19 protein-coding genes are annotated in these 19,052 nt (G+C 37.1%); 5 read left to right on the forward strand and 14 right to left on the reverse strand.

From position 1 onward, the window contains the following. Positions 1-1,041: 1,041 nt before the first annotated feature. Positions 1,042-1,692, forward strand: coding sequence for a YitT family protein (locus AZF08_RS04725; RefSeq protein WP_033678818.1), 651 nt, complete (start codon positions 1,042-1,044; stop codon positions 1,690-1,692). Between the two features lie 31 nt (positions 1,693-1,723). Here AZF08_RS04725 and AZF08_RS04730 read toward each other — a convergent pair whose 3' ends face one another. After that, complete coding sequence (locus tag AZF08_RS04730; RefSeq protein WP_033678819.1) at positions 1,724-2,557, reverse strand: EcsC family protein; 834 nt, start codon at positions 2,555-2,557, stop codon at positions 1,724-1,726. Between the two features lie 112 nt (positions 2,558-2,669). On the opposite strand from AZF08_RS04730, the gene AZF08_RS04735 reads away from it, so the two are divergent. Continuing rightward, complete coding sequence (locus AZF08_RS04735) at positions 2,670-3,107, forward strand: NUDIX hydrolase (protein WP_033678820.1); 438 nt, start codon at positions 2,670-2,672, stop codon at positions 3,105-3,107. Positions 3,108-3,129: 22 nt separating this feature from the next. Here AZF08_RS04735 and ackA read toward each other — a convergent pair whose 3' ends face one another. From ackA to AZF08_RS04760, 5 genes are all read right to left on the reverse strand, one after another. Next, positions 3,130-4,323, reverse strand: a complete 1,194-nt coding sequence (gene ackA, locus AZF08_RS04740) for an acetate kinase (protein WP_033678821.1) — start codon at positions 4,321-4,323, stop codon at positions 3,130-3,132. Between the two features lie 294 nt (positions 4,324-4,617). After that, positions 4,618-5,604 (reverse strand): class I SAM-dependent methyltransferase, encoded by a 987-nt coding sequence (locus tag AZF08_RS04745; protein ID WP_033678822.1) that lies wholly within the window; start codon positions 5,602-5,604, stop codon positions 4,618-4,620. 374 nt (positions 5,605-5,978) lie between these two features. After that, positions 5,979-6,479, reverse strand: coding sequence for a thiol peroxidase (tpx, locus tag AZF08_RS04750; protein WP_002173762.1), 501 nt, complete (start codon positions 6,477-6,479; stop codon positions 5,979-5,981). A gap of 132 nt (positions 6,480-6,611) precedes the next feature. After that, on the reverse strand, positions 6,612-7,007 hold the full coding sequence (gene ytfJ / locus AZF08_RS04755; protein ID WP_033674179.1) for a GerW family sporulation protein: 396 nt from the start codon (positions 7,005-7,007) through the stop codon (positions 6,612-6,614). Between the two features lie 10 nt (positions 7,008-7,017). Further along, complete coding sequence (locus tag AZF08_RS04760; RefSeq protein WP_033674181.1) at positions 7,018-7,656, reverse strand: DUF2953 domain-containing protein; 639 nt, start codon at positions 7,654-7,656, stop codon at positions 7,018-7,020. Between the two features lie 195 nt (positions 7,657-7,851). On the opposite strand from AZF08_RS04760, the gene AZF08_RS04765 reads away from it, so the two are divergent. Next, on the forward strand, positions 7,852-8,655 hold the full coding sequence (locus AZF08_RS04765) for an NAD kinase (RefSeq protein WP_033674183.1): 804 nt from the start codon (positions 7,852-7,854) through the stop codon (positions 8,653-8,655). A gap of 159 nt (positions 8,656-8,814) precedes the next feature. Here the strand turns inward: AZF08_RS04765 and AZF08_RS04770 are convergent, their stop codons facing one another. The 7 genes from AZF08_RS04770 to ezrA form a co-directional block, all read right to left on the reverse strand. After that, positions 8,815-10,377, reverse strand: a complete 1,563-nt coding sequence (locus AZF08_RS04770) for an amidohydrolase (protein ID WP_033674185.1) — start codon at positions 10,375-10,377, stop codon at positions 8,815-8,817. Positions 10,378-10,465: 88 nt separating this feature from the next. Then, a complete protein-coding gene (locus AZF08_RS04775) occupies positions 10,466-10,897 on the reverse strand; it encodes a VOC family protein (protein ID WP_033674187.1) in 432 nt (143 codons plus the stop codon). 131 nt (positions 10,898-11,028) lie between these two features. Then, the gene (gene mbcS, locus AZF08_RS04780; RefSeq protein ID WP_033674188.1) at positions 11,029-12,615 is read right to left on the reverse strand and encodes an acyl-CoA synthetase MbcS; all 1,587 of its coding nucleotides are present in this window, start codon (positions 12,613-12,615) and stop codon (positions 11,029-11,031) included. A gap of 150 nt (positions 12,616-12,765) precedes the next feature. Then, a complete protein-coding gene (locus AZF08_RS04785; RefSeq protein WP_000124490.1) occupies positions 12,766-12,963 on the reverse strand; it encodes an alpha/beta-type small acid-soluble spore protein in 198 nt (65 codons plus the stop codon). 79 nt (positions 12,964-13,042) lie between these two features. Then, positions 13,043-14,254: a tRNA uracil 4-sulfurtransferase ThiI gene (thiI, locus tag AZF08_RS04790; protein WP_033674190.1), complete on the reverse strand. Its 1,212-nt coding sequence runs from the start codon at positions 14,252-14,254 to the stop codon at positions 13,043-13,045. Positions 14,255-14,260: 6 nt separating this feature from the next. Next, positions 14,261-15,403, reverse strand: coding sequence for a cysteine desulfurase family protein (locus AZF08_RS04795; protein ID WP_033674192.1), 1,143 nt, complete (start codon positions 15,401-15,403; stop codon positions 14,261-14,263). 153 nt (positions 15,404-15,556) lie between these two features. Continuing rightward, complete coding sequence (ezrA, locus tag AZF08_RS04800; protein ID WP_033674194.1) at positions 15,557-17,266, reverse strand: septation ring formation regulator EzrA; 1,710 nt, start codon at positions 17,264-17,266, stop codon at positions 15,557-15,559. A gap of 262 nt (positions 17,267-17,528) precedes the next feature. Between ezrA and AZF08_RS29640 the strand changes: the two genes are divergently transcribed. After that, positions 17,529-17,741 carry a hypothetical protein gene (locus AZF08_RS29640; RefSeq protein ID WP_153019478.1) on the forward strand — a complete coding sequence of 71 codons (213 nt, stop codon included), beginning with the start codon at positions 17,529-17,531 and terminating at the stop codon, positions 17,739-17,741. 35 nt (positions 17,742-17,776) lie between these two features. On the opposite strand, the gene refZ is transcribed toward AZF08_RS29640, so the two are convergent. Continuing rightward, a complete protein-coding gene (gene refZ / locus AZF08_RS04805) occupies positions 17,777-18,415 on the reverse strand; it encodes a forespore capture DNA-binding protein RefZ (protein WP_033674196.1) in 639 nt (212 codons plus the stop codon). A gap of 149 nt (positions 18,416-18,564) precedes the next feature. On the opposite strand from refZ, the gene AZF08_RS04810 reads away from it, so the two are divergent. Continuing rightward, the gene (locus tag AZF08_RS04810) at positions 18,565-19,044 is read left to right on the forward strand and encodes a GAF domain-containing protein (protein WP_033674198.1); all 480 of its coding nucleotides are present in this window, start codon (positions 18,565-18,567) and stop codon (positions 19,042-19,044) included. The last annotated feature ends 8 nt before the right edge of the window (positions 19,045-19,052 follow it).

The following is a 19,052-nucleotide window of genomic DNA, read 5'->3' on the forward strand; positions in this document are numbered from 1 at the left end:
GCAATATATAAGCTACACATACATTAAAAAGCCCTACTAACAAGTTTCTTTCGGTAACGTTACAAAAGCAACAAGCTCTTCTTCATACTGAATCTTTGTCTGACAAATGGCACACTTTAACTCTTTTCGTTTACATATATCCTTGAGTATACTATATTCTTACCTTTTCATAACAATTTGTTTTTGTGAAAAAATGGCACATTACATACCGAATTTTTCATATACTAATGAAAAGAGTACGTAAGAAAAACAATACTCTAAAGGAGGGCAAACTCTTATGAAAGCTTTCGTTATTATCGTTTTAACTTTTCTTAGCGTCATTAGTTGGGATTCCTTTTTCAAAGACAAAGCAGATACAAAAAAAACAAATGATTAAATTCCACTGATTCTTCCTATTACTTATTGGACAACCCTCTTAAAACTATTGTCCAATTCCTAAATAACTCGGACTATCCTACAAAATATTTAAAAATAACAACACAATTCCTGTAAAACTACAAACCTTGTAGATTTCCTCCAGTTATTGTCGGTTTCCATCCACATACATTTTTTGAAAGTATGATATAATAGTATAAAATCTTTACAGAAAGGATTTTGATAGCATGATCGCTCGAAGGAGCATGTGGCATCGAATTGACGAATCTTACACGTAGCGTATTTTTCCAGCTCAGATACTTTAGTCTAGCGAAAAAAATACGAGAGTGGGGAAATTATGATTGCCCGAAGGATAATTTGGCAACGAAAAGACTCTTCTTACACATAGCGTTTTGTTTAGGCCCGCATTGTTACTCGCTAAACAAAACAAAGAAAGAAGAGAGCAGGATTGCTAAATGACAAATCCTACTCCAAGTTTTGTTTAGTCTATTTTAGGCTTAAACTAAAACGAAAGTAGGGAGAATTGATGGACGAGAGGATTATTCGTTATTTCTTCAGCGACATATAGCGTAGTTAGTTTTAATGTAAACTAACTGAAGGCTACATGAGCTCGTAGTTAGTTTACAAAGTAAAAAGAACTACTAACTACGGAAAGAAGGAATAACGATGAGGAACATCCAAAGTCGACAAATTATTAAAGAAATTTTTATGGTTTTAATCGGTTCATTTATTTTATCTGCAGCGCTATATCACATTCACTTTCAAAACCACTTAACAGAAGGTGGCTTTGTAGGAATTGCTTTATTCATACAAAACTTTTTTGATATTTCACCGTCAATTTCAACTGTATTGATGGATATTCCAGTTATTTTACTATGTGCTACATTTTTAGGTAAAAAGATGGTTGGTTATTCATTTATGGGGTCAATTTCATTCGGAGTATTTTATTCTTTAATGGAAAACTACTCTCCATTTACGGTAGATTTATCAAATCATTTATGGATAGCTGCAGTTGTAGGCGGCGCGCTAGCTGGTATTGGACTCGGTTTTATATTGCGATTTGGCGGTGCAACCGGCGGAGACGACATTTTAACAATTGTATTAAGTAAACGAACTCGTTTTACAATTGGGCAAATTTTCTTCGTCTTTGACGCGATTGTTCTTGCGCTTTCATTATATTATTTAACATGGACAGAAATTGCCTTTACTATTCTTTCCATTGCCGTGCAGGCAAAAACATTGGATTTAATTTACTATCCAAAAACAGAAAAGAAAACAGTATCAATTCCAATGTCCAAAAAACATGCAACAAATTAAAAAGCGAAAGGCTACCGCCTCTCGCTTTTTTTCATGCTCTTTTTTCTTTTTCTAATATGTAACGCACTTGATAAAACCTGTTCGCAAATTCAGTAACATTCCTTGTTAAACGATAGTTTACGGTAGAACCAATCGCAATCCCTAACACCGGAACACCTTGGAACAATTTACGACGAAGCGCATAAATAGAGAACGTCTTCAAAATTTGTTTTAAGATAACTTCTACAGACGCTGGTTTTAATACTTCTTCTTCCCCTTCATAAAAGAATGAATCTTCTTGTTCAAGTTCTTGCAGTAAGTTATACCATGCATATTGCTGAAGTCTTGCTGGTAACAATGCCGCATGAAATACTTTTAAAGCAAGCATCATTTCGTAAGGCTTGTTTACATCATGGCCAAATGACGTTGCAATAAGCTGAACAGCCTTCACATTTAATGCAATCATAACAGGAAAATCAGCAGTTAATAATAATACACCGCCGACTCCAGTTGCTCCCCCCTGTACGAAAGAATAGAGACGATGACGTGCCGTCTGTTGCTCTGCTATGTATGTTAATTGATCAATGGATAACGATTTTACATCCTCTAGCTGCTCAATGGATTCATCAAACAATCTCGCTGTACCTAAAATGCGATTTCGCGCATCAAGCTGTGATTGTGAGCTTTGAATAAATGCATGAAGATGGAAAAGCCATCCATCTGCTTTCATAAAAAACTCTCTCCGCTTTTTCTCCGGTAACTTTGCTACTGTACCATGTAACCATTTATCAAACACCTTTTGAAAATCGGTCGCTTCTTGTTCTAATAATTGCCCTTCCCAATCTTTTATGTTTTGTAAAATGGCTTGTTCTCGCTTTGATCGCATCGTAACAACCACCTCGCTCAATTTTTTTCTATTGTAACATATTTCCGCTTTTTCTTTGCACATCTGCTGCTAAGCTAAACATATATTTATCCACGCATAGGGAAGATGTTGTATGTATCCACGCGCAAAAGCATTTGGTATTGCACTTCATAACGAACATATTCTCGTTCAAGAGTATCGTACGGAAAGCGAGATATATTATAGACCTCTCGGTGGTTCCATTGAACTTGGGGAAAAATCAACTGAAACCGTGATTCGTGAATACAAAGAAGAGCTTAACGCACAAGTAGAAATTACAGCTTACTTAGGATGCCTTGAAAATATATTTTATATAGATGAAGAAATCGGGCACGAAATCATTCAATTGTATTCCCTTCGTTTTATAGATACATTGCTATATGAAATCGAAATAATCCCTATCATTGATGGGGAGCCGGATGCATATGCAAAATGGATTCCAATTGCAGCATTTCTAAATCAAGAAAAAGTATTATATCCAAATGGACTCACAGGTTTTCTCGCAACAAAAATAAAAGACGGAACCCTATAGGATTCCGTCTTTTTCAAATATATTAAGCCATATCTCCAAGACGTAATACGTCACGAGCAATCATAACTTCTTCGTCAGTTGGAATTACGATAATTTTTACTGGAGAGTGAGGGAAGCTGATAAATGCTTCTTCACCGAATACGTTGTTGCGTTTTGCATCAAAGTATACGCCCATAAATTCAAGGCCTTCTAATACGCGCTCACGAACGATTGCGCTATTTTCACCTACACCAGCTGTAAAGATAATTGCGTCAACGCCTTTCATACGAGCTGCGTAAGAACCAATATATTTATGAATACGACTTACGAATACGTCTAATGCTACTTTCGCACGCTCGTCGCCTTCTTCTTCTTTCGCGATGATGTCACGTAGGTCACTAGAATAACCAGTAAGACCTAACATACCGCTCTTCTTGTTTAATACGTTAACTACTTCTTCTACAGTTTGGCCTGTTTTTTCCATAATGTATGGAATTAACGCAGGGTCAAGGTTACCAGAACGTGTACCCATTGTTACACCAGCAAGTGGAGTGAAGCCCATAGAAGTATCGATAGATTTTCCGCCTTCTACAGCTGCGATACTTGCACCGTTACCTAAGTGGCAAGAAAGTAAACGTAAGCTTTCAAGTGGACGACCTAATAATTCAGCCGCACGCTCAGTTACATATTTATGAGAAGTTCCGTGGAAACCGTATTTACGGATGCCGAATTTCTCATAGTATTCGTATGGTAAGCTATAAAGAAACGCAGATTCTGGCATTGTTTGGTGGAATGCTGTATCGAATACTGCTACTGCTGGTACGTTCGGAAGTACTTCTTGGAACGCTTTAATACCAACAACGTTTGCTGGGTTATGAAGTGGTGCTAAATCACTTAAATCTTCGATGTCCGCTAATACTTGGTCAGTAATTAAAACAGAATCAGCAAACTTTTCGCCGCCGTGTACAACACGGTGACCGATACCGCCAATCTCATCAAGAGATTTCACGATTCCGTTTTCAGTTAATTTGTTAAGAAGCATATTAACTGCTACTGCATGATCTGGAATATTTGTAACTTCTTTTTGTTTTTCGCCGTTCACAGTAATTGTGAAGATACTATCTTCTAAACCAATACGTTCTACTAAACCTTTTGTTAATACTGTTTCACTTGGCATTTCGAATAATTGGAATTTCAAGGAAGAGCTTCCTGCATTAATCGCGATGATTTTTGACATCTAGTCTTTCGCCCCTTTTTTCTTGGTAGTTGTGTGGATTAAACCACAAACCGCTCGATTTTATCTGATTAAATTCACTAAAAATGAAAACGTTTCACTTTCAGTAATTTTTATACTCACGAGTTTAATTTAAACATCGTCCGACATATATTTCAAGTGAAAAAATTGTAACACCAAGAAAAAATATATATTACAGATTTAAAAAAATTCAATTTTTATCTTGTATATATTCAAAGTCATGGGACACAATATAAAACTGTACTATATAAACAGATACCACTGTTACATATACGATTATTTATGTGTTGCAAACCAGCTATTTAATTGAGTCATGATATTCTCCATTGCCATCATGTTGGAAAACTTAGGTAATTCCACTAACAATGCCTGTTTTGGCATTGTTACATTCGGTCCTTTCTTTTGGAGAACAAATATACTTTTTGCATTTTTCTCGTTTTTAAACATGGAAACAGGAAGCTGTAATAGTCCTTGAATAAAGCTCGTTTCCTTTATAAAAGCATGCAGTTTTGGTGCTTGATCACTTTCAAAAATGAAGTTTGGTACTAAGAAGAATAAGTATCCTCCTTCTTTTGTATGCTTCACACTTTGTTCAATAAACAAGTGATGCGCATAAGACATTCCTTCATCCGCTTTTAAAGTATATTCACTTGCACCCATTTCGTTTGGGTAATAACCGATTGGTAAATCCGAAACAACTGCATCAACTGGGTCAATATATAAAGGTGCTAATCCATCTTGATTGAAAAACTCAATTGCTTGCTTTTGTAAATTTGCGTTCACTAAGGCAAGTTTAACAAGCAAGTCATCCACTTCTACACCAAATCCATTTATCGTTGTTCCTTCTTGCGTACCATTAAAGATTGTCGTCATTAAGTTCCCTGTTCCAATAGCAGGATCTAAAACCGTGATTTCTTTTTGATCCTTCATAAATTTGTGGAACAAATAACTCATAAACATACCAACTGCATCAGGCGTCATTTCATGATTGGCTTGTACGCCCTCTTTCATGCCTTTTAAAATGGCAAGCTGAAATGCTTTGCGAATTTCTTCACTTTTATATGTTTCTTCATTAAATTTACTGTATTCACGATTCAACCGTTCAATTGTTGATTCCGATAATTCTTCTTGTAAAATTGATCCTTCAAACAGGTTATCTCCCGTTTCCACAAGCGCTTCTAAATATGTTACATCTAATTCTTTACGTAAAATTACGGTAGAAGAATCAAAAATAGAAAATAATGTTTCTACTGCCTGACTCACAAACATTCCTCCTTCTGTCAAATACACATAACTTATATCATACCATAAAGTGAAACTTTAATCAGTGGGGAGGTTTCTTCATCCCCCACTGATTATTAGCCTTCACCAATCGGGCATTTACGGGCAGTTTATCTCCCAACTAGCTTCTTTGTGTTACTGCACCTTGAGGTAGGAGCTTTACTGCCCGTTAATGCGGGGCAATCTGATTTTTTCCCAAAAGAAAAAGCGACCTCGATTAAGGCTGCTTTTTCTTTTGGGAAATTATATCGGCGGTTTTTTCAATATATCGGTGATTCGACACAGGATATCGACCGTTCTACAATATACGACATGCCTTATATTAAAAAATGACCTCTAAATAGAGGCCATTTTCATTACTTCGCCAATTTTGCTGCTTCTAATGCTGCTTCATAGTTTGGATGGCTTGTACCTTCGCTTACGTATTCTACGTAAACTACTTTATCGTTGCTATCTACTACGAATACTGCACGAGCAAGTAAACGAAGCTCTTTCATTACTAAGCCGTAAGCTTCACCAAATGAAAGATCGCGGTGGTCAGAAAGTGTTGCTACGTTTTCTAAACCGTTTGCTGCACACCAGCGTTTTTGAGCGAATGGTAAATCAACACTAATTGTTAATACTTTTGCGTTTTCAATACCAGCTGCATCTTGATTAAAACGACGAGTTTGCGCATCGCATACACCTGTGTCGATAGATGGTACAACACTAATTAATTTTACTTCACCTTTGTATGTTTCTAAACTTACTGGAGATAAGTCATTTGCTAGCACTTGAAAGTTTGGCGCTTGATCGCCAACTTTAACTTCTGTTCCAACTAAAGTGATTGGGTTACCTTTAAAAGTTACGTTTGCCACTTAAAAATCCTCCCTTATTTAAACAAAATATGTACACTGTAAATGATAGTTTGTCCTTCTATATAATGCAAACAAAATCGCTTTATTTACAAAAAATAAAGAAGCTAACCACTGGATTAGCTTCTTTATCTGTTAGATTTCAAACTCAGGCGCCTCGCCTTTTCGCTTCTCCATCATTTCCTTCACTTTATCGACAGCTTGTGGTGCTAATTCAATTATTTTATCAATCACATGTGTTTGTTTATCTAAATGCAACACTTTCACACCATCTCCATTAATCACAAGGAAGGCAACAGGGTTAATGGAAACACCACCACCGCTACCTCCTCCAAATGGATGGCGACCAGAATTTTCAACTCTGCCAAATTCGCTTCCACCTGCTGCAAAACCGAAACTCACCTTAGAAACCGTTAGAATAACGCTTCCATCAGCAGCCTTAATTGGATCACCAATAATTGTATTTACATCCGTCATTTGTTTTAAATTCTGCATTGCTGTCGTCATTAAATCTTGAATTGGATGGTCCATTCTATCCCCCCTATGTTTGAACAGGTTTTTCTGTTATACCAGATCTTTGTTTCCTCATAAACATGAGTAATGTAACTCCGGCTTTTATGGCGCGATATATATGAAAGGATGCTGTTAATTCACATTTAGATGCGAATCCCTTTCCTTGGAAAACAGGTGTAATCTCAAATTCTGGTATATCTACAATATGCATATACTGCCCCAAGGCTCCGGCAGCCATTCCTTTTGTTCCCCAAGCATATCCGGTTACAATTCCAGTACTAGCTGCGTCACCCGTTCCAATTTGAGACTGCCATTTCCAACTATTGATTTTCACTTTTTTTAGAAAATCTTTAGTAATAGTATGGATCTCTTGCAACCTTTTTATCAATTCTCCGATAGTATCAAGTTGTGCCATTATTTTATTTTCAATACCGCCATCTTCTTCCGCTTTTTCAATTTTTTGTTCAGTCTTTTTTTCCATTTTTTCCATTCTTTCTAAAACATCAAACGTATAGTCGATCATCCATATTTTCACTTGAAACAAACATTGCTTCTCCATTTCTGAATATAAGAACGTCACTTTCAACGATATTTTTGACAACAACACAATTAAAATAAGTAATATAACAATCCCAATTCCAATTGCAAGCCACTTCATTTGTACCACCCTTTCACTCCATATCCATTATCGACAGTTTCAAACAGGATTAAACAATTCAGAATGAAATTGAATATAGAAACTTTTCTAAAAATAAAGAGGGATTTTGACATTTTATATCGAAATATACTATTTGAGCATATTATCAGGATTGCTTTCTGATGAAGCACAATGTTAAATTTAACTGCAATGGAGGGATACACAATGGCAGATCGTCGTAATTTATTTTTCTTTTATGGTGATGACAAAGCAACGCTTGTCGAAAAAATGAAGCCAATATATCGTATTCTAGAGGAAAATGGATTTACCATATTAGATCATCCAAAAAATGCAAACGCTATCGTTAGTGTCGGTGATGATGGAACCTTCTTACAAGCTGTTCGTAAAACAGGCTTTAGGGAAGATTGCTTATATGCGGGAGTTTCTACGAAAGATGAAATTTCTTTCTACTGCGATTTCCATATTGATCATGTCGATACAGCCCTTCAAGAAATTACAAAAAATGAAATTGAAGTGCGAAAATATCCAACAATTCAAATAGATGTGGATCATGACACATCTTTCTATTGTTTAAATGAGTTTTCTTTACGCTCTAGCATCATCAAAACATTCGTAGTGGATGTGTACGTTGATGATTTATATTTCGAAACGTTTAGAGGAGACGGTCTAGTTATTTCTACACCAACAGGAAGTACAGCTTATAATAAATCATTGCATGGTGCGGTGGTCGATCCATTAATTCCATGCTTCCAAATAAGCGAGCTTGCTTCTTTAAATAACAACACATACCGTACACTTGGATCACCTTTCATCTTAAATCACGAACGCACATTAACTTTAAAACTTGCTCCAGGCGGCAATGACTATCCAGTTATTGGAATGGACAATGAAGCTCTTAGCATTAAACAAGTCGAAAAAGCCGTTGTACGTTTAAGTGATAGACAAATTAAAACAGTAAAATTAAAAAACAATTCGTTCTGGGAAAAAGTACAGCGAACGTTTTTATAAGCAAAAGAGAGTGCCAGAAGATTTCCTGGCACTCTTTTTTGGGATTCACGTGGCATCTATTGTCGAACGGTCGATATTCCGTGTCGAATCGCTGATATATGTTGAGAAACGGTCGATATATTTGAATTTGCGCCGATATATCATGTCGAACCGCCGATATTATTTTTGATAGACCGTCTGACCATCTATTATAGTTGCGACAACTTGTATGTTTTTTATTTCTTCTGCTTCGATTTTAAATATGTCACGGTCTATTATAGTAAAGTCCGCTTCATATCCTTTCGCAATTTTACCACGTGTGTGCTCTTTTCCAATTGCATAAGCACTTCCTATCGTAAATAAGGAAACAGCCTCAAATACTGATAGTCTTTCTTCTGGTATGTAACCTGTTCCATCAATAAAACTTTTCCGCGTTACTGCACTATATATTCCTAAAAGCGGATTTACTTGCTCAATTGGCGCATCCGATCCACCGCTGCAATGTAGCCCTGCACCGAGCAATGTTTTCCAAGCATACGCATACCGAAGACGACGCTCCCCCAATTTTTCAATTACTGACGGGAAATCAGAAGAAACAAATATCGGTTGAATATCTAAAATGGCTTGCAACTGTTTCATGCGTTCAATTAGCTCTTCACGAACGAGCTGACAATGAATAATACGGTCACGCAATCCTTCTGCAGGCGGATATAACTCCAGCGCATCAATGACATATTCAAGTGATAAATCTCCGATTGTATGAATCGCAACTGGCATATGCAAGTTACGCGCCTTTTTCACTAACTCTGCAAGTTCTTCTCGAGAAAAAATTGCCACACCATTTGTTTCTTTCGCATCTTCATATGGCTCCCTTAGTAAAGCTGTTCTTCCGCCAAAAGAGCCATCTGAAAAAACCTTCATCGCTCCAAATTCGATATAATGCTGGTTCTCATATTCTTTTCTTTCCTCTGCTACTTCATGGTGTACAAGTAAATGAGCTTTGAATGGCATTTTCTTTATCACGTGTGAAAAAGCGTTATATGTTTTTTGAAAACCACCGTAATAGTTTAAATCTTCCGTATGCCCTCCTACTAGACCATACTTCCAGCAGTCTTGAATGGCTGTTTGCAATGCACCTTGTAAATACGCTTCATTGATTTCTGGCTGAACGTGCTTGATTAAATCTTGTGCCTGCTCATACAATAACCCTGTTAGTTCACCCGAAACGCCGCGGCCAATCTTCCCGCCTTTTGGATCCGGCATTTCTGCTGTTATATTCGCTTTTTCAATTATGTAAGAGTTCACCCATGTAACATGACGGCAAACACGTTTTAATAAAATGGGATGTTCTTTAGAAATGGCCTCTAAATCACGTACGTGAACATTTTTTGTATCTATAAAATTATTTTCGTTCCAGCCTTCACCGATAATCCATGTACCTTCTCGGGTTTCTTTCACCCGCCCTGCAACGAGTTCTAGCACTTCCTTATAAGATGTACAAGATGACACATCCAATCGAAGTAATCTTTCCCCATGTCCGATGAGGTGCATATGACTATCAACAAGACCTGGAATCATCGTTTTCCCCTCTAGATGCCGCACCTTCTCAGGCCCATAACGACTCTCTAAGTCCGCTTTATTACCTACATCTATAATCATTCCACCTTCTACGTAAACAGCTTCAACCGTTTCGTTTTCTTCATTCATCGTATAAATATGTCCGCCGTACCAAATTTCTCCCATCTTCTCAGCCCCCTTTTCTTTCTAGTCTACGAAATCAAAGCGTAGAAAAAAAGCACCACTTCACATAACATGGTGCTTTTTCCAAAAATTAATTATTATCAACAGCGACTGTTGAGATTTGCCATTCTACATTAAATTTATCTTTCACTTGTCCATACGCTGGACTCCAGAAAGTTTCTTGAAGTGGCATTAAAACCTCACCACCATCTTGCAATTTCTCAAATACTTCTTTTGCTTTTTCTGAATCATTCATTCTGATAGCAATCGTTACTTGTGATCCAATTTCGTACGGTTTACCTGGGAATGTATCAGAAATCATAAGTTCCGTATTACCAACTTTCAAATGTGCATGTAAAACGCGATCTTTCACTTCATCTGGAACAGTGAATTCCGGACTTTCAGGCATTTCTCCAAACGTTTGAATGATTTCAACTTTTGCATCTAACGCATGCTCATAAAATTTAACTGCTTCTTGTCCATTACCATCCAAAACTAAATACGGGTTAATACCTAAAATCATAAAAGACACCTCTTTTTTAAGTTTTTTATTATTTATCACACATAAAACCAGAACATAAGTTCTGTTTTTATGATATCATACGTGTCATATTTCATTCAACTATTTTCTCTCTTCATTTTCATACATATTTCTTACTTTGATGGAAGTTCCATTTCTTGTTTTCTCAGTTCAACGCGGCGAATTTTTCCTGAAATTGTTTTTGGTAATTCTTCGACAAATTCAATTTTCCGAGGATATTTATATGGTGCAGTTAGTTGTTTGACGTGTTCTTGGAGTATAGGAATTAATGCTTCTTCTGTCTCTTCTATATTCTCTCTTAATACGATAAATGCCTTTACGACACTTCCGCGAATTTCATCTGGACTTGCGACTACTGCGCATTCTCTCACATACGGATGTTTTACAAGCGCATCTTCCACTTCAAATGGTCCAATTGTATAGCCCGAGCTAATAATAATATCATCTCCGCGGCCTTCAAACCAAAAATAACCGTCTTCATCTTTTTTCGCTTTATCACCTGTAATATAGTAATCACCACGGAATTGCATCGCCGTCCGTTCATCATCTTTATAATATTGTTTAAAGAGTGCGGGTGTATCAATATGGACAGCAATATCACCGACTTCTCCTACAGATACAGGCTGCCCCTCTTCATTTACGATATCTACATGATTGCCTGGAGTTGGTTTCCCCATTGATCCTGGTCTAATCTCCATCCCTTTCATAACGCCAACTAGCAACGTATTTTCTGTTTGTCCGTAGCCATCTCGAACCGTGACGTTAAAATGATTTTGGAATGTTTCAATTACCTCTCGGTTTAACGGCTCTCCTGCTGATACGGCACTATGTAAAGCTTCTAAATTATACCGCTTTAAGTTCTCTACCTTTGCCATTAAACGATATTCTGTCGGCGTACAACAAAGTACATTCACTTTATTATCATCTAATAACTGTAAATATGTTTTCGGCTCAAATTTACCGTGGTACACAAATCCTGTTGCTCCAGAACCGAGCGTTGCTAAAAATGGACTCCAAATCCACTTTTGCCACCCTGGACTAGCAGTTGCCCATACAACATCATTCTCCTCGATTCCGAGCCAATTCGGAGCGCTTGTACGCAAATGTGCATAGCCCCAGGCATGCGTATGAACAACGCCTTTTGGATTCCCTGTCGTCCCTGATGTATAGGATAAAAAGACCATATCTTCTCGGTCTGTCTTAGCGATTTCTAATTCATCACTTTCTGTTTCTAGCGCATCTTGTAAGTTAATCCAGCCGTCTACCGACCGCTCGCTCAATACGAACTTTTGAAGAGACTCCATCATTTCTACACCTTCAAATTGCCGGATATACGGTTCATAACTGACGATTGCTTTTACTTCTCCGTGGCGAATACGATATTCAATATCTTTCTTCCGAAGCATCTCTGAACTTGGAATCACTACGAATCCCGCCTTAATTGCTGCAATGTACGTTATATATGCTTCAATTAGGCGCGGCATCATAATGAGAAGCTTGTCCCCTTTTTGCAGACCACTCTTTATAAAAGCGTTTCCAATTTTATTCGCACCTTTTATTAATTCAAGATATGTAACCTCTCGTCTATTCCCTTCGTCATCTTGCCAAATTAAAGCAAGTTTCTGCTTTTCATTTGCATATTTCTCTATCTCCGCAACTAAGTTATAAGACGGCGGTGCTAACAATTCTTCTCTATTCATAAACATCCTCCTTTGTCACTATGCCTCCCTTCTATAATAAAGAATTTTCAGTTAATTTTAAACCTACTTCTTTTGACAAATTTTTCAGCGATACTTCGACAAAAAGAAGGAGCGGGGAAACCCGCTCCTTCTAAGCCATGATATATGGGATTATTTTTGGAAACCGCCTAATTGTTGTTCTGCTAAAGAAACTAGACGTTTTGTAATTTCGCCACCAACAGATCCGTTAGCGCGAGATGTTGCATCTGCTCCAAGTTGAACACCGAACTCTTGAGCGATTTCGTATTTCATTTGGTCTAATGCTGATTCAGCACCAGGAACCGCTAATTTATTTGTGCTTCTTGCCATATGGTATCACCTCCTTGTGAGTATAGAGTGTGATAAACCATATGACTTCATACATATCTAATGATGGTAATTTATGGTTTTAGAAAAGATCTTCAAATTGTTCTTCTTCAGCCACTTCTACTGTTTGTAATACCATTTTTTCTGCACCCGCAACAGCTGCTTCAATCAGTGGTGCAAAGTCATATTTCGATTCAAAGCGATTTGCTTTTTCACGCTTCGGTTTTGTCGATGGGCTTGCTGGTGTAAATACTGTACAGCAATCTTCATATGGACGAATAGAAATATCATACGTTCCAATTTCATTTGCAATTTTAATAATTTCTAGCTTGTCCATCGTAATTAACGGACGGATAATTGGATAGTTTGTTACTTCATTAATCGTATGCATACTATCTAACGTTTGACTTGCTACTTGTCCAAGGCTTTCACCAGTTGTAATGGCAAGTGCGTTACGCTCTTCTGCAATACGCTCTGTAATACGCATCATCATACGACGCATAACTGTCATAGAATAGCTAGATGGAATTTCTTTATTAATTGTTTTTTGCACTTCAGTAAACGGTACAAGGTGAAGCGTTACACGTTTACAGTACTTCGTTAACTCTTGTGCCAAATCAATTACCTTTTGTTTTGCACGGTCACTTGTAAATGGTGGACTATGGAAGTGAACTGCTTCCACTGATACACCACGTTTCATCGTTAAGAAGGCAGCGACTGGGCTATCGATACCACCAGAAAGAAGAACCATTACTTTACCGCCAACACCAACTGGTAATCCACCAGCTCCCATGCGCTCATCACACATAATATAGCTATAACCACTACGAATTTCTATGCGAACATTCACATCTGGATTATGAACATCTACTGTAATGTCCTCTGTATTTTCTAGAATATGACCACCAATCTCCGGAAGTAACTCCATCGTTTGCATTGGGAATCGCTTATAAGAACGATGCACTGTAATTTTAAATGTTTTCACATCGTCTTTGACTTGTAAGAAAGCAGCAAGTGCACCTTTTTTAATTTCTTCTAATTCTGAAGGTACTTTCATCGCTAAGTTAAACTTATGAATACCAAACACATCTTGTAATCGGTCTGCAATTGCCTCATGATCTTCACCATTTAACTCGATATACATGCGATCATGTGTTGCATCGATTTTGATATTTGGGAACTTCTTTAATTTAAATTTAACGTTATCTTTTAACGTACTAACAAACTTAGAACGGTTTTTTCCTTTTGTCGTCATTTCACCATAACGAACTAAAATATATTCATATGTCATCATATTTCTTTACCTCATCACTTCATATAATTTTGGCAATGTTTCTTTTATAATGCCTTCAAATTGTATTACTTCTTCCATTGTATTTTCCGGCGCTAAACTAATGCGAATGGCACTTGCTGCTGCAGCATGTGGCACTCCCATCGATACTAACACACGGCTCACTTCATTTGCTTTGGAAGAACAAGCTGATTTTGTTGATACATATACATCACGTTCTTCTAAAGCATGTACCACTACTTCTGGTTTTAAGCCGACAAACGATACATTTAAAATGTGCGGTGCTGCATACGTAAGCGATGTATTCATTGTCACATCATCCATTTCCTTAAAGAAGCGTACTAATTCTGCTTGTAACTTCTGTAAATGGGCAATCTTTTCCCCTATATGTTCCATTGTCATTCGCAGTGCCTTTACCATCGCTACAATACCAGGTAAGTTCTCTGTACCCGAGCGATAACGAAGTTCCTGCTGACCACCGGATAAAATTGGATCTATCCTTACACCATCGCGTACATATAGAAGTCCAGTTCCCTTTACACTATGGAATTTATGCCCAGATATCGAACAAAGATCAATATGAGAAGCATATAGATCAAGCGGTACTTTTCCAATCCCTTGTACATGATCCACATGGAATCTTACTTTTGGATAACCTTTTAACAATTCACCGATTTCAGAAACAGGTTGAATCGCCCCTGTTTCATTATTAACATGAATGATCGAAACAAGGATTGTATCCTCACGAAGCGCTCGTTTTACATCCTGTACCGATACAACACCATGTTCATTTACAGGTAAATAAGTTACATCGAAGCCGAGCCCTTCTAATTGCTTATATGCTTCAAACACAGATGCGTGTTCAACATTCGTTGTAATAATATGCTTACCACGAGAGCGATTTTTCATCGCTATTCCTTTAATCGCAAGGTTATTTCCTTCCGTTCCACCTGATGTGAAAATAATCTCAGAAGGCTTAACATGAAGGATTTGCGCTGCAATCGTTCTCGATTGTGTTAATAACCGCTCTGCTTCTCCACCAAGCGAATGAATAGAAGAAGGGTTCCCAAAATATTTCCCTGCAACCGTTACGTAAGATTGAAGGACTTCTGGATACGGTTTCGTCGTCGCACTATTATCAAAATAGATCATCGTTCTTCCCCTTTCAGCGCTGTCACATCATATAATCATATCACAAATACGAGCAATTACGCTAAACATACTCAGCGTATTCCGCTATTCATTATAGCAATATCATCCCTAAAATTACACAGATCCGATACAAAAAAACAAACCCCTTTTTCATCAAGGGGTTTGTTCGTTATCCACAAATTCAGCAATTTTTTGAACAACACCAGGTTCCATTTGTTCTAAAACCGAAGCTGCTTGTTCTAAAGCTGCATCATATTCATATTCACGGAACAATCTCTCTGCATCATCTAAGCTTTGCGCAAGCGCCTCGTCATGACTGCGGTAGCGATTACCATATTGAATTAATTTTTCTACTAAATACGCTTGTCCAATTAATTCCTGTGTCATTTCAAATACACCATTTACAACTCTATATGCTTCTTCTAACATGCTGTTTACAACATTCATATTCAATGGTTTTAATTCTAATTGCGTATAAACACCTTGCATTGCTTCTTGTCCTCGTTGTAAATCTTCCATAATGCTATCAGGAAGACCTGGCAAATTAGACTTTTGCATAAAGCGTTTCGCTTCTATAATCGTATTGCGCATTTCTTGTAGCTTCTCACGCGCTTCAAATTCTTCCTTACGCATTGTTTGTAACATCTCTTTATATTCCGCATGGAGTACCTTCAATGTCTCACATTGCTCATAAATCTCTTCAAGTTCTTCACGAATAACAGAGAATGCAATATCTTGCTCCGCAACACGTAATTGCAACACTTCAAAGCGTTTCATTAAAATATGCATTTGTTTTTCAATTAATTTCTGTGATTCGATATCTTTATCTTGTAATTGATAGCTCTGCTTTACAAAGTGTGTTTCTGACTTTGTTTCTATTGCTTGTTCATGAATTTGCTCTAAATCCTCGTAAACAGCAACTGATTTTTTCTCTACATAGTGCTTCGCATGCACTTCTTGCTCTAATTGATCATACAGCGTATCTAAACGTTTCTTTAAGTCTTCTATTTTCCCATTAACTTCTGTTATATGAAGCTCTTGTAAATCAATCAAACATGTTTGTAGTTGTTTGTTCATAGCTCTTACTTCTTTAGGGATTTCCAAATGATCTAATACATATCCTTGTCTTTTCATATCATCATGACCTTGTAACAAGTCATCTAATTGTACTGGCAGTGTTGCTTGGCACTCTACTAATAGATCAGGAACTTCATGAATGATAACTTCTAAGTTTGCTAATCCTTCTTCCAAACTCTTCACAATATCTCGCGCTTTTAAATAATCACCATTTAATGTCGCTTCTTCGAACGCTTGGAACTTATTTGATTCTACATCCAGTAATTCTTCAATGTTTTTCTCAGATAGACCAAACATATGACGATGAGCAAGTACACTCTTTTTCATACTACGGTATGTATCACGTAAACCTTCAATTTCAGAACTATTTTTCTCATAGCTCTCTAGCAATTGTTGAAGCTCGTTTAAAATCTCCGTAATGCGGTTATCCGCTTCATCTAAATCAACAATGGATTCACTCATCAATTTTTTTGCTTTTCGGAAGGAAAATTGTGAGGCTAACTTTTTTGCACTTTCCAAAGTTTTATCAGCTTTTGGTAGAAGGTTTGTAACAATTTCATCCCATTCTTCACGCCATTTTCCAAACAGTTCTTCTGTTTGGCCCGTCATATTTAAATCCTTAACCCGTTTCAATTCATCGGCAACAGGCTTATCTTTTATTTCTCGTTTCCACTGCTCAAGTGCTTCAATATCTTTATATAAACGATTTCTTATCACAAGCTCTATCATAAGCAGCACTAGAATAGAGCTTACTACGATGATAACGATCGTTAGGATAGAATCCATGCAAAAAAGCCTCCTACTATATCTCTTTTTTTGTCCGTTCCGTTTATGAAATGGAAGGCGTTATGTATAAAAAGGGAAAACCCCTATATTTAACAACTAACAATGTACTAATCATACCATGTAATGGCTTGTTTTTGACCTAGTTTTTTTAAAATTTCATGTTTCTTTTGTTGCACTTGTAATATTGCTTCTAAAATTTTCTGGATTTCCTTTTCCCTCTGCCTCTACACTTTTACATAATTTCTTTATTAAGAATTTGCGATTGTTTACTGTAACAACTGTAATAACAGTGTATTCCCCCGCTTTGTCTCCACTTCGCTATACGACACTTACTTGTTTATTCGGATCGATTTCCCGCGGTTATACAATCGATCCAATTAAAGTAATTAGAGCGGGGCTTACGATTATTGCTTTACTATGTAACAACTTATGGCAGCAAGAGAAGTCAGTTACAAAACAAGAAGTGGCATTATAAAATATCCCCACCTTATTCCATGAGGTGGGGATATTTTATATATGAACTGCTCTTGGCAAAGGATAATACATATGTGTTCCACATAATATTTGTTCCATCCATTGCTCGATTTCCTTCGTATACATTTCCAAAAAGAATGTCTCCGACGGAAATGAATGCAGTACTTCCGATATATATTGCGGATATAAATACGGCATATTAATCATGCCTTTTAACTGCGTCATAAACATTGTAAACGACACCTTTTGAAACTCTTGCTGCATTTGTCCTTGTTTAATAATTTGCTCTATATAATACCTTTCTTTAGAAAAGTAAATGGTCATTACTTCTCGAATTAACGTTGTATCTAATGAAAGCTCTCGATAAAAGAAACGCGTTAGTTCTCGGTTCTCAAATTGATATCGTAAAATCCCTCTGACAATTTGATTCATCACTTCTTTAGCTGACACGTACTCCCTTTGTCCAAACGACATTTCAATTACATGAATATATCCTTCTAGAAAATCAGTAATGAGCTGTTCTAATAAACCTTGCTTTCCAGCAAAATAATACGAAATATTAGCCACATTCACATCCGCCCGCTTTGCAATGTCACGCACCGACGTCCCATCATACCCTTTCGTATAAAACAATGAAATTGCCGCATCAATTACCTTTTGTTTCGTCTGCTTCATGCGCTCACTTCCTCTCACTCTGAACAGCTATAGTTTAAATTTCTTGACTTTTAAGACAAATTCCTTTAATTTTCTATCGACAAAGTCATGTGAAATACAGCGTGTTTTGCTATGATTTTACATTTCTCGATAGAAAGGGTGACGTTTCCATGTTTACAAAAGAAAGTTATGCAGGATCCCGCGCGCAGCAATACGAAACAGTGGTCAAACAACTTGATGCATTGTTAACTGGCGAATCAAATGTAGTCGCAAATTTAGCAAATGCCTCCGCACTACTAAACCAATTTTTAGATCGCATTAACTGGGTTGGCTTTTATGTAACCGAAGGAAAGCAACTTGTACTTGGACCATTTCAAGGAATGCCTGCGTGTGTTCGCATTCCATTTGGACGCGGTGTTTGCGGCGTAGCAGCTGAAACAAAAACAACTCAGCTCATTGCAGATGTTCACCAGTTCCCTGGACATATCGCTTGTGACAGCGCCTCTAATTCTGAAATTGTTGTACCGATTATAAAAGAAGGTAATGTCATCGGTGTGCTTGATATTGATAGTCCTGAAAAAAATCGTTTCGACGAATTGGATCAGCACTATTTAGAGAAATTTGTGGAAACGCTCCTAAAACATATGTAAAAAAAACG

It is taken from the genome of Bacillus gaemokensis (genome assembly GCF_001590835.1).
Lineage (GTDB): Bacteria > Bacillota > Bacilli > Bacillales > Bacillaceae_G > Bacillus_A > Bacillus_A gaemokensis.

What these genes read in the sequence shown, in the direction of transcription:
- AZF08_RS04785 (WP_000124490.1), bottom strand. Translation starts at nt 12,963, where the DNA reads ATGGCAAGAAGCACAAATAAATTAGCGGTTCCTGGTGCTGAATCAGCA.
- AZF08_RS04725 (WP_033678818.1), top strand. Translation starts at nt 1,042, where the DNA reads ATGAGGAACATCCAAAGTCGACAAATTATTAAAGAAATTTTTATGGTT.
- ezrA (WP_033674194.1), bottom strand. Translation starts at nt 17,266, where the DNA reads ATGGATTCTATCCTAACGATCGTTATCATCGTAGTAAGCTCTATTCTA.
- AZF08_RS04775 (WP_033674187.1), bottom strand. Translation starts at nt 10,897, where the DNA reads ATGATTTTAGGTATTAACCCGTATTTAGTTTTGGATGGTAATGGACAA.
- refZ (WP_033674196.1), bottom strand. Translation starts at nt 18,415, where the DNA reads ATGAAGCAGACGAAACAAAAGGTAATTGATGCGGCAATTTCATTGTTT.
- mbcS (WP_033674188.1), bottom strand. Translation starts at nt 12,615, where the DNA reads ATGAATAGAGAAGAATTGTTAGCACCGCCGTCTTATAACTTAGTTGCG.
- ytfJ (WP_033674179.1), bottom strand. Translation starts at nt 7,007, where the DNA reads ATGGACCATCCAATTCAAGATTTAATGACGACAGCAATGCAGAATTTA.
- AZF08_RS04735 (WP_033678820.1), top strand. Translation starts at nt 2,670, where the DNA reads ATGTATCCACGCGCAAAAGCATTTGGTATTGCACTTCATAACGAACAT.
- AZF08_RS04730 (WP_033678819.1), bottom strand. Translation starts at nt 2,557, where the DNA reads ATGCGATCAAAGCGAGAACAAGCCATTTTACAAAACATAAAAGATTGG.
- thiI (WP_033674190.1), bottom strand. Translation starts at nt 14,254, where the DNA reads ATGATGACATATGAATATATTTTAGTTCGTTATGGTGAAATGACGACA.
- AZF08_RS04810 (WP_033674198.1), top strand. Translation starts at nt 18,565, where the DNA reads ATGTTTACAAAAGAAAGTTATGCAGGATCCCGCGCGCAGCAATACGAA.
- AZF08_RS04795 (WP_033674192.1), bottom strand. Translation starts at nt 15,403, where the DNA reads ATGATCTATTTTGATAATAGTGCGACGACGAAACCGTATCCAGAAGTC.
- ackA (WP_033678821.1), bottom strand. Translation starts at nt 4,323, where the DNA reads ATGTCAAAAATCATCGCGATTAATGCAGGAAGCTCTTCCTTGAAATTC.
- AZF08_RS04770 (WP_033674185.1), bottom strand. Translation starts at nt 10,377, where the DNA reads ATGGGAGAAATTTGGTACGGCGGACATATTTATACGATGAATGAAGAA.
- AZF08_RS04765 (WP_033674183.1), top strand. Translation starts at nt 7,852, where the DNA reads ATGGCAGATCGTCGTAATTTATTTTTCTTTTATGGTGATGACAAAGCA.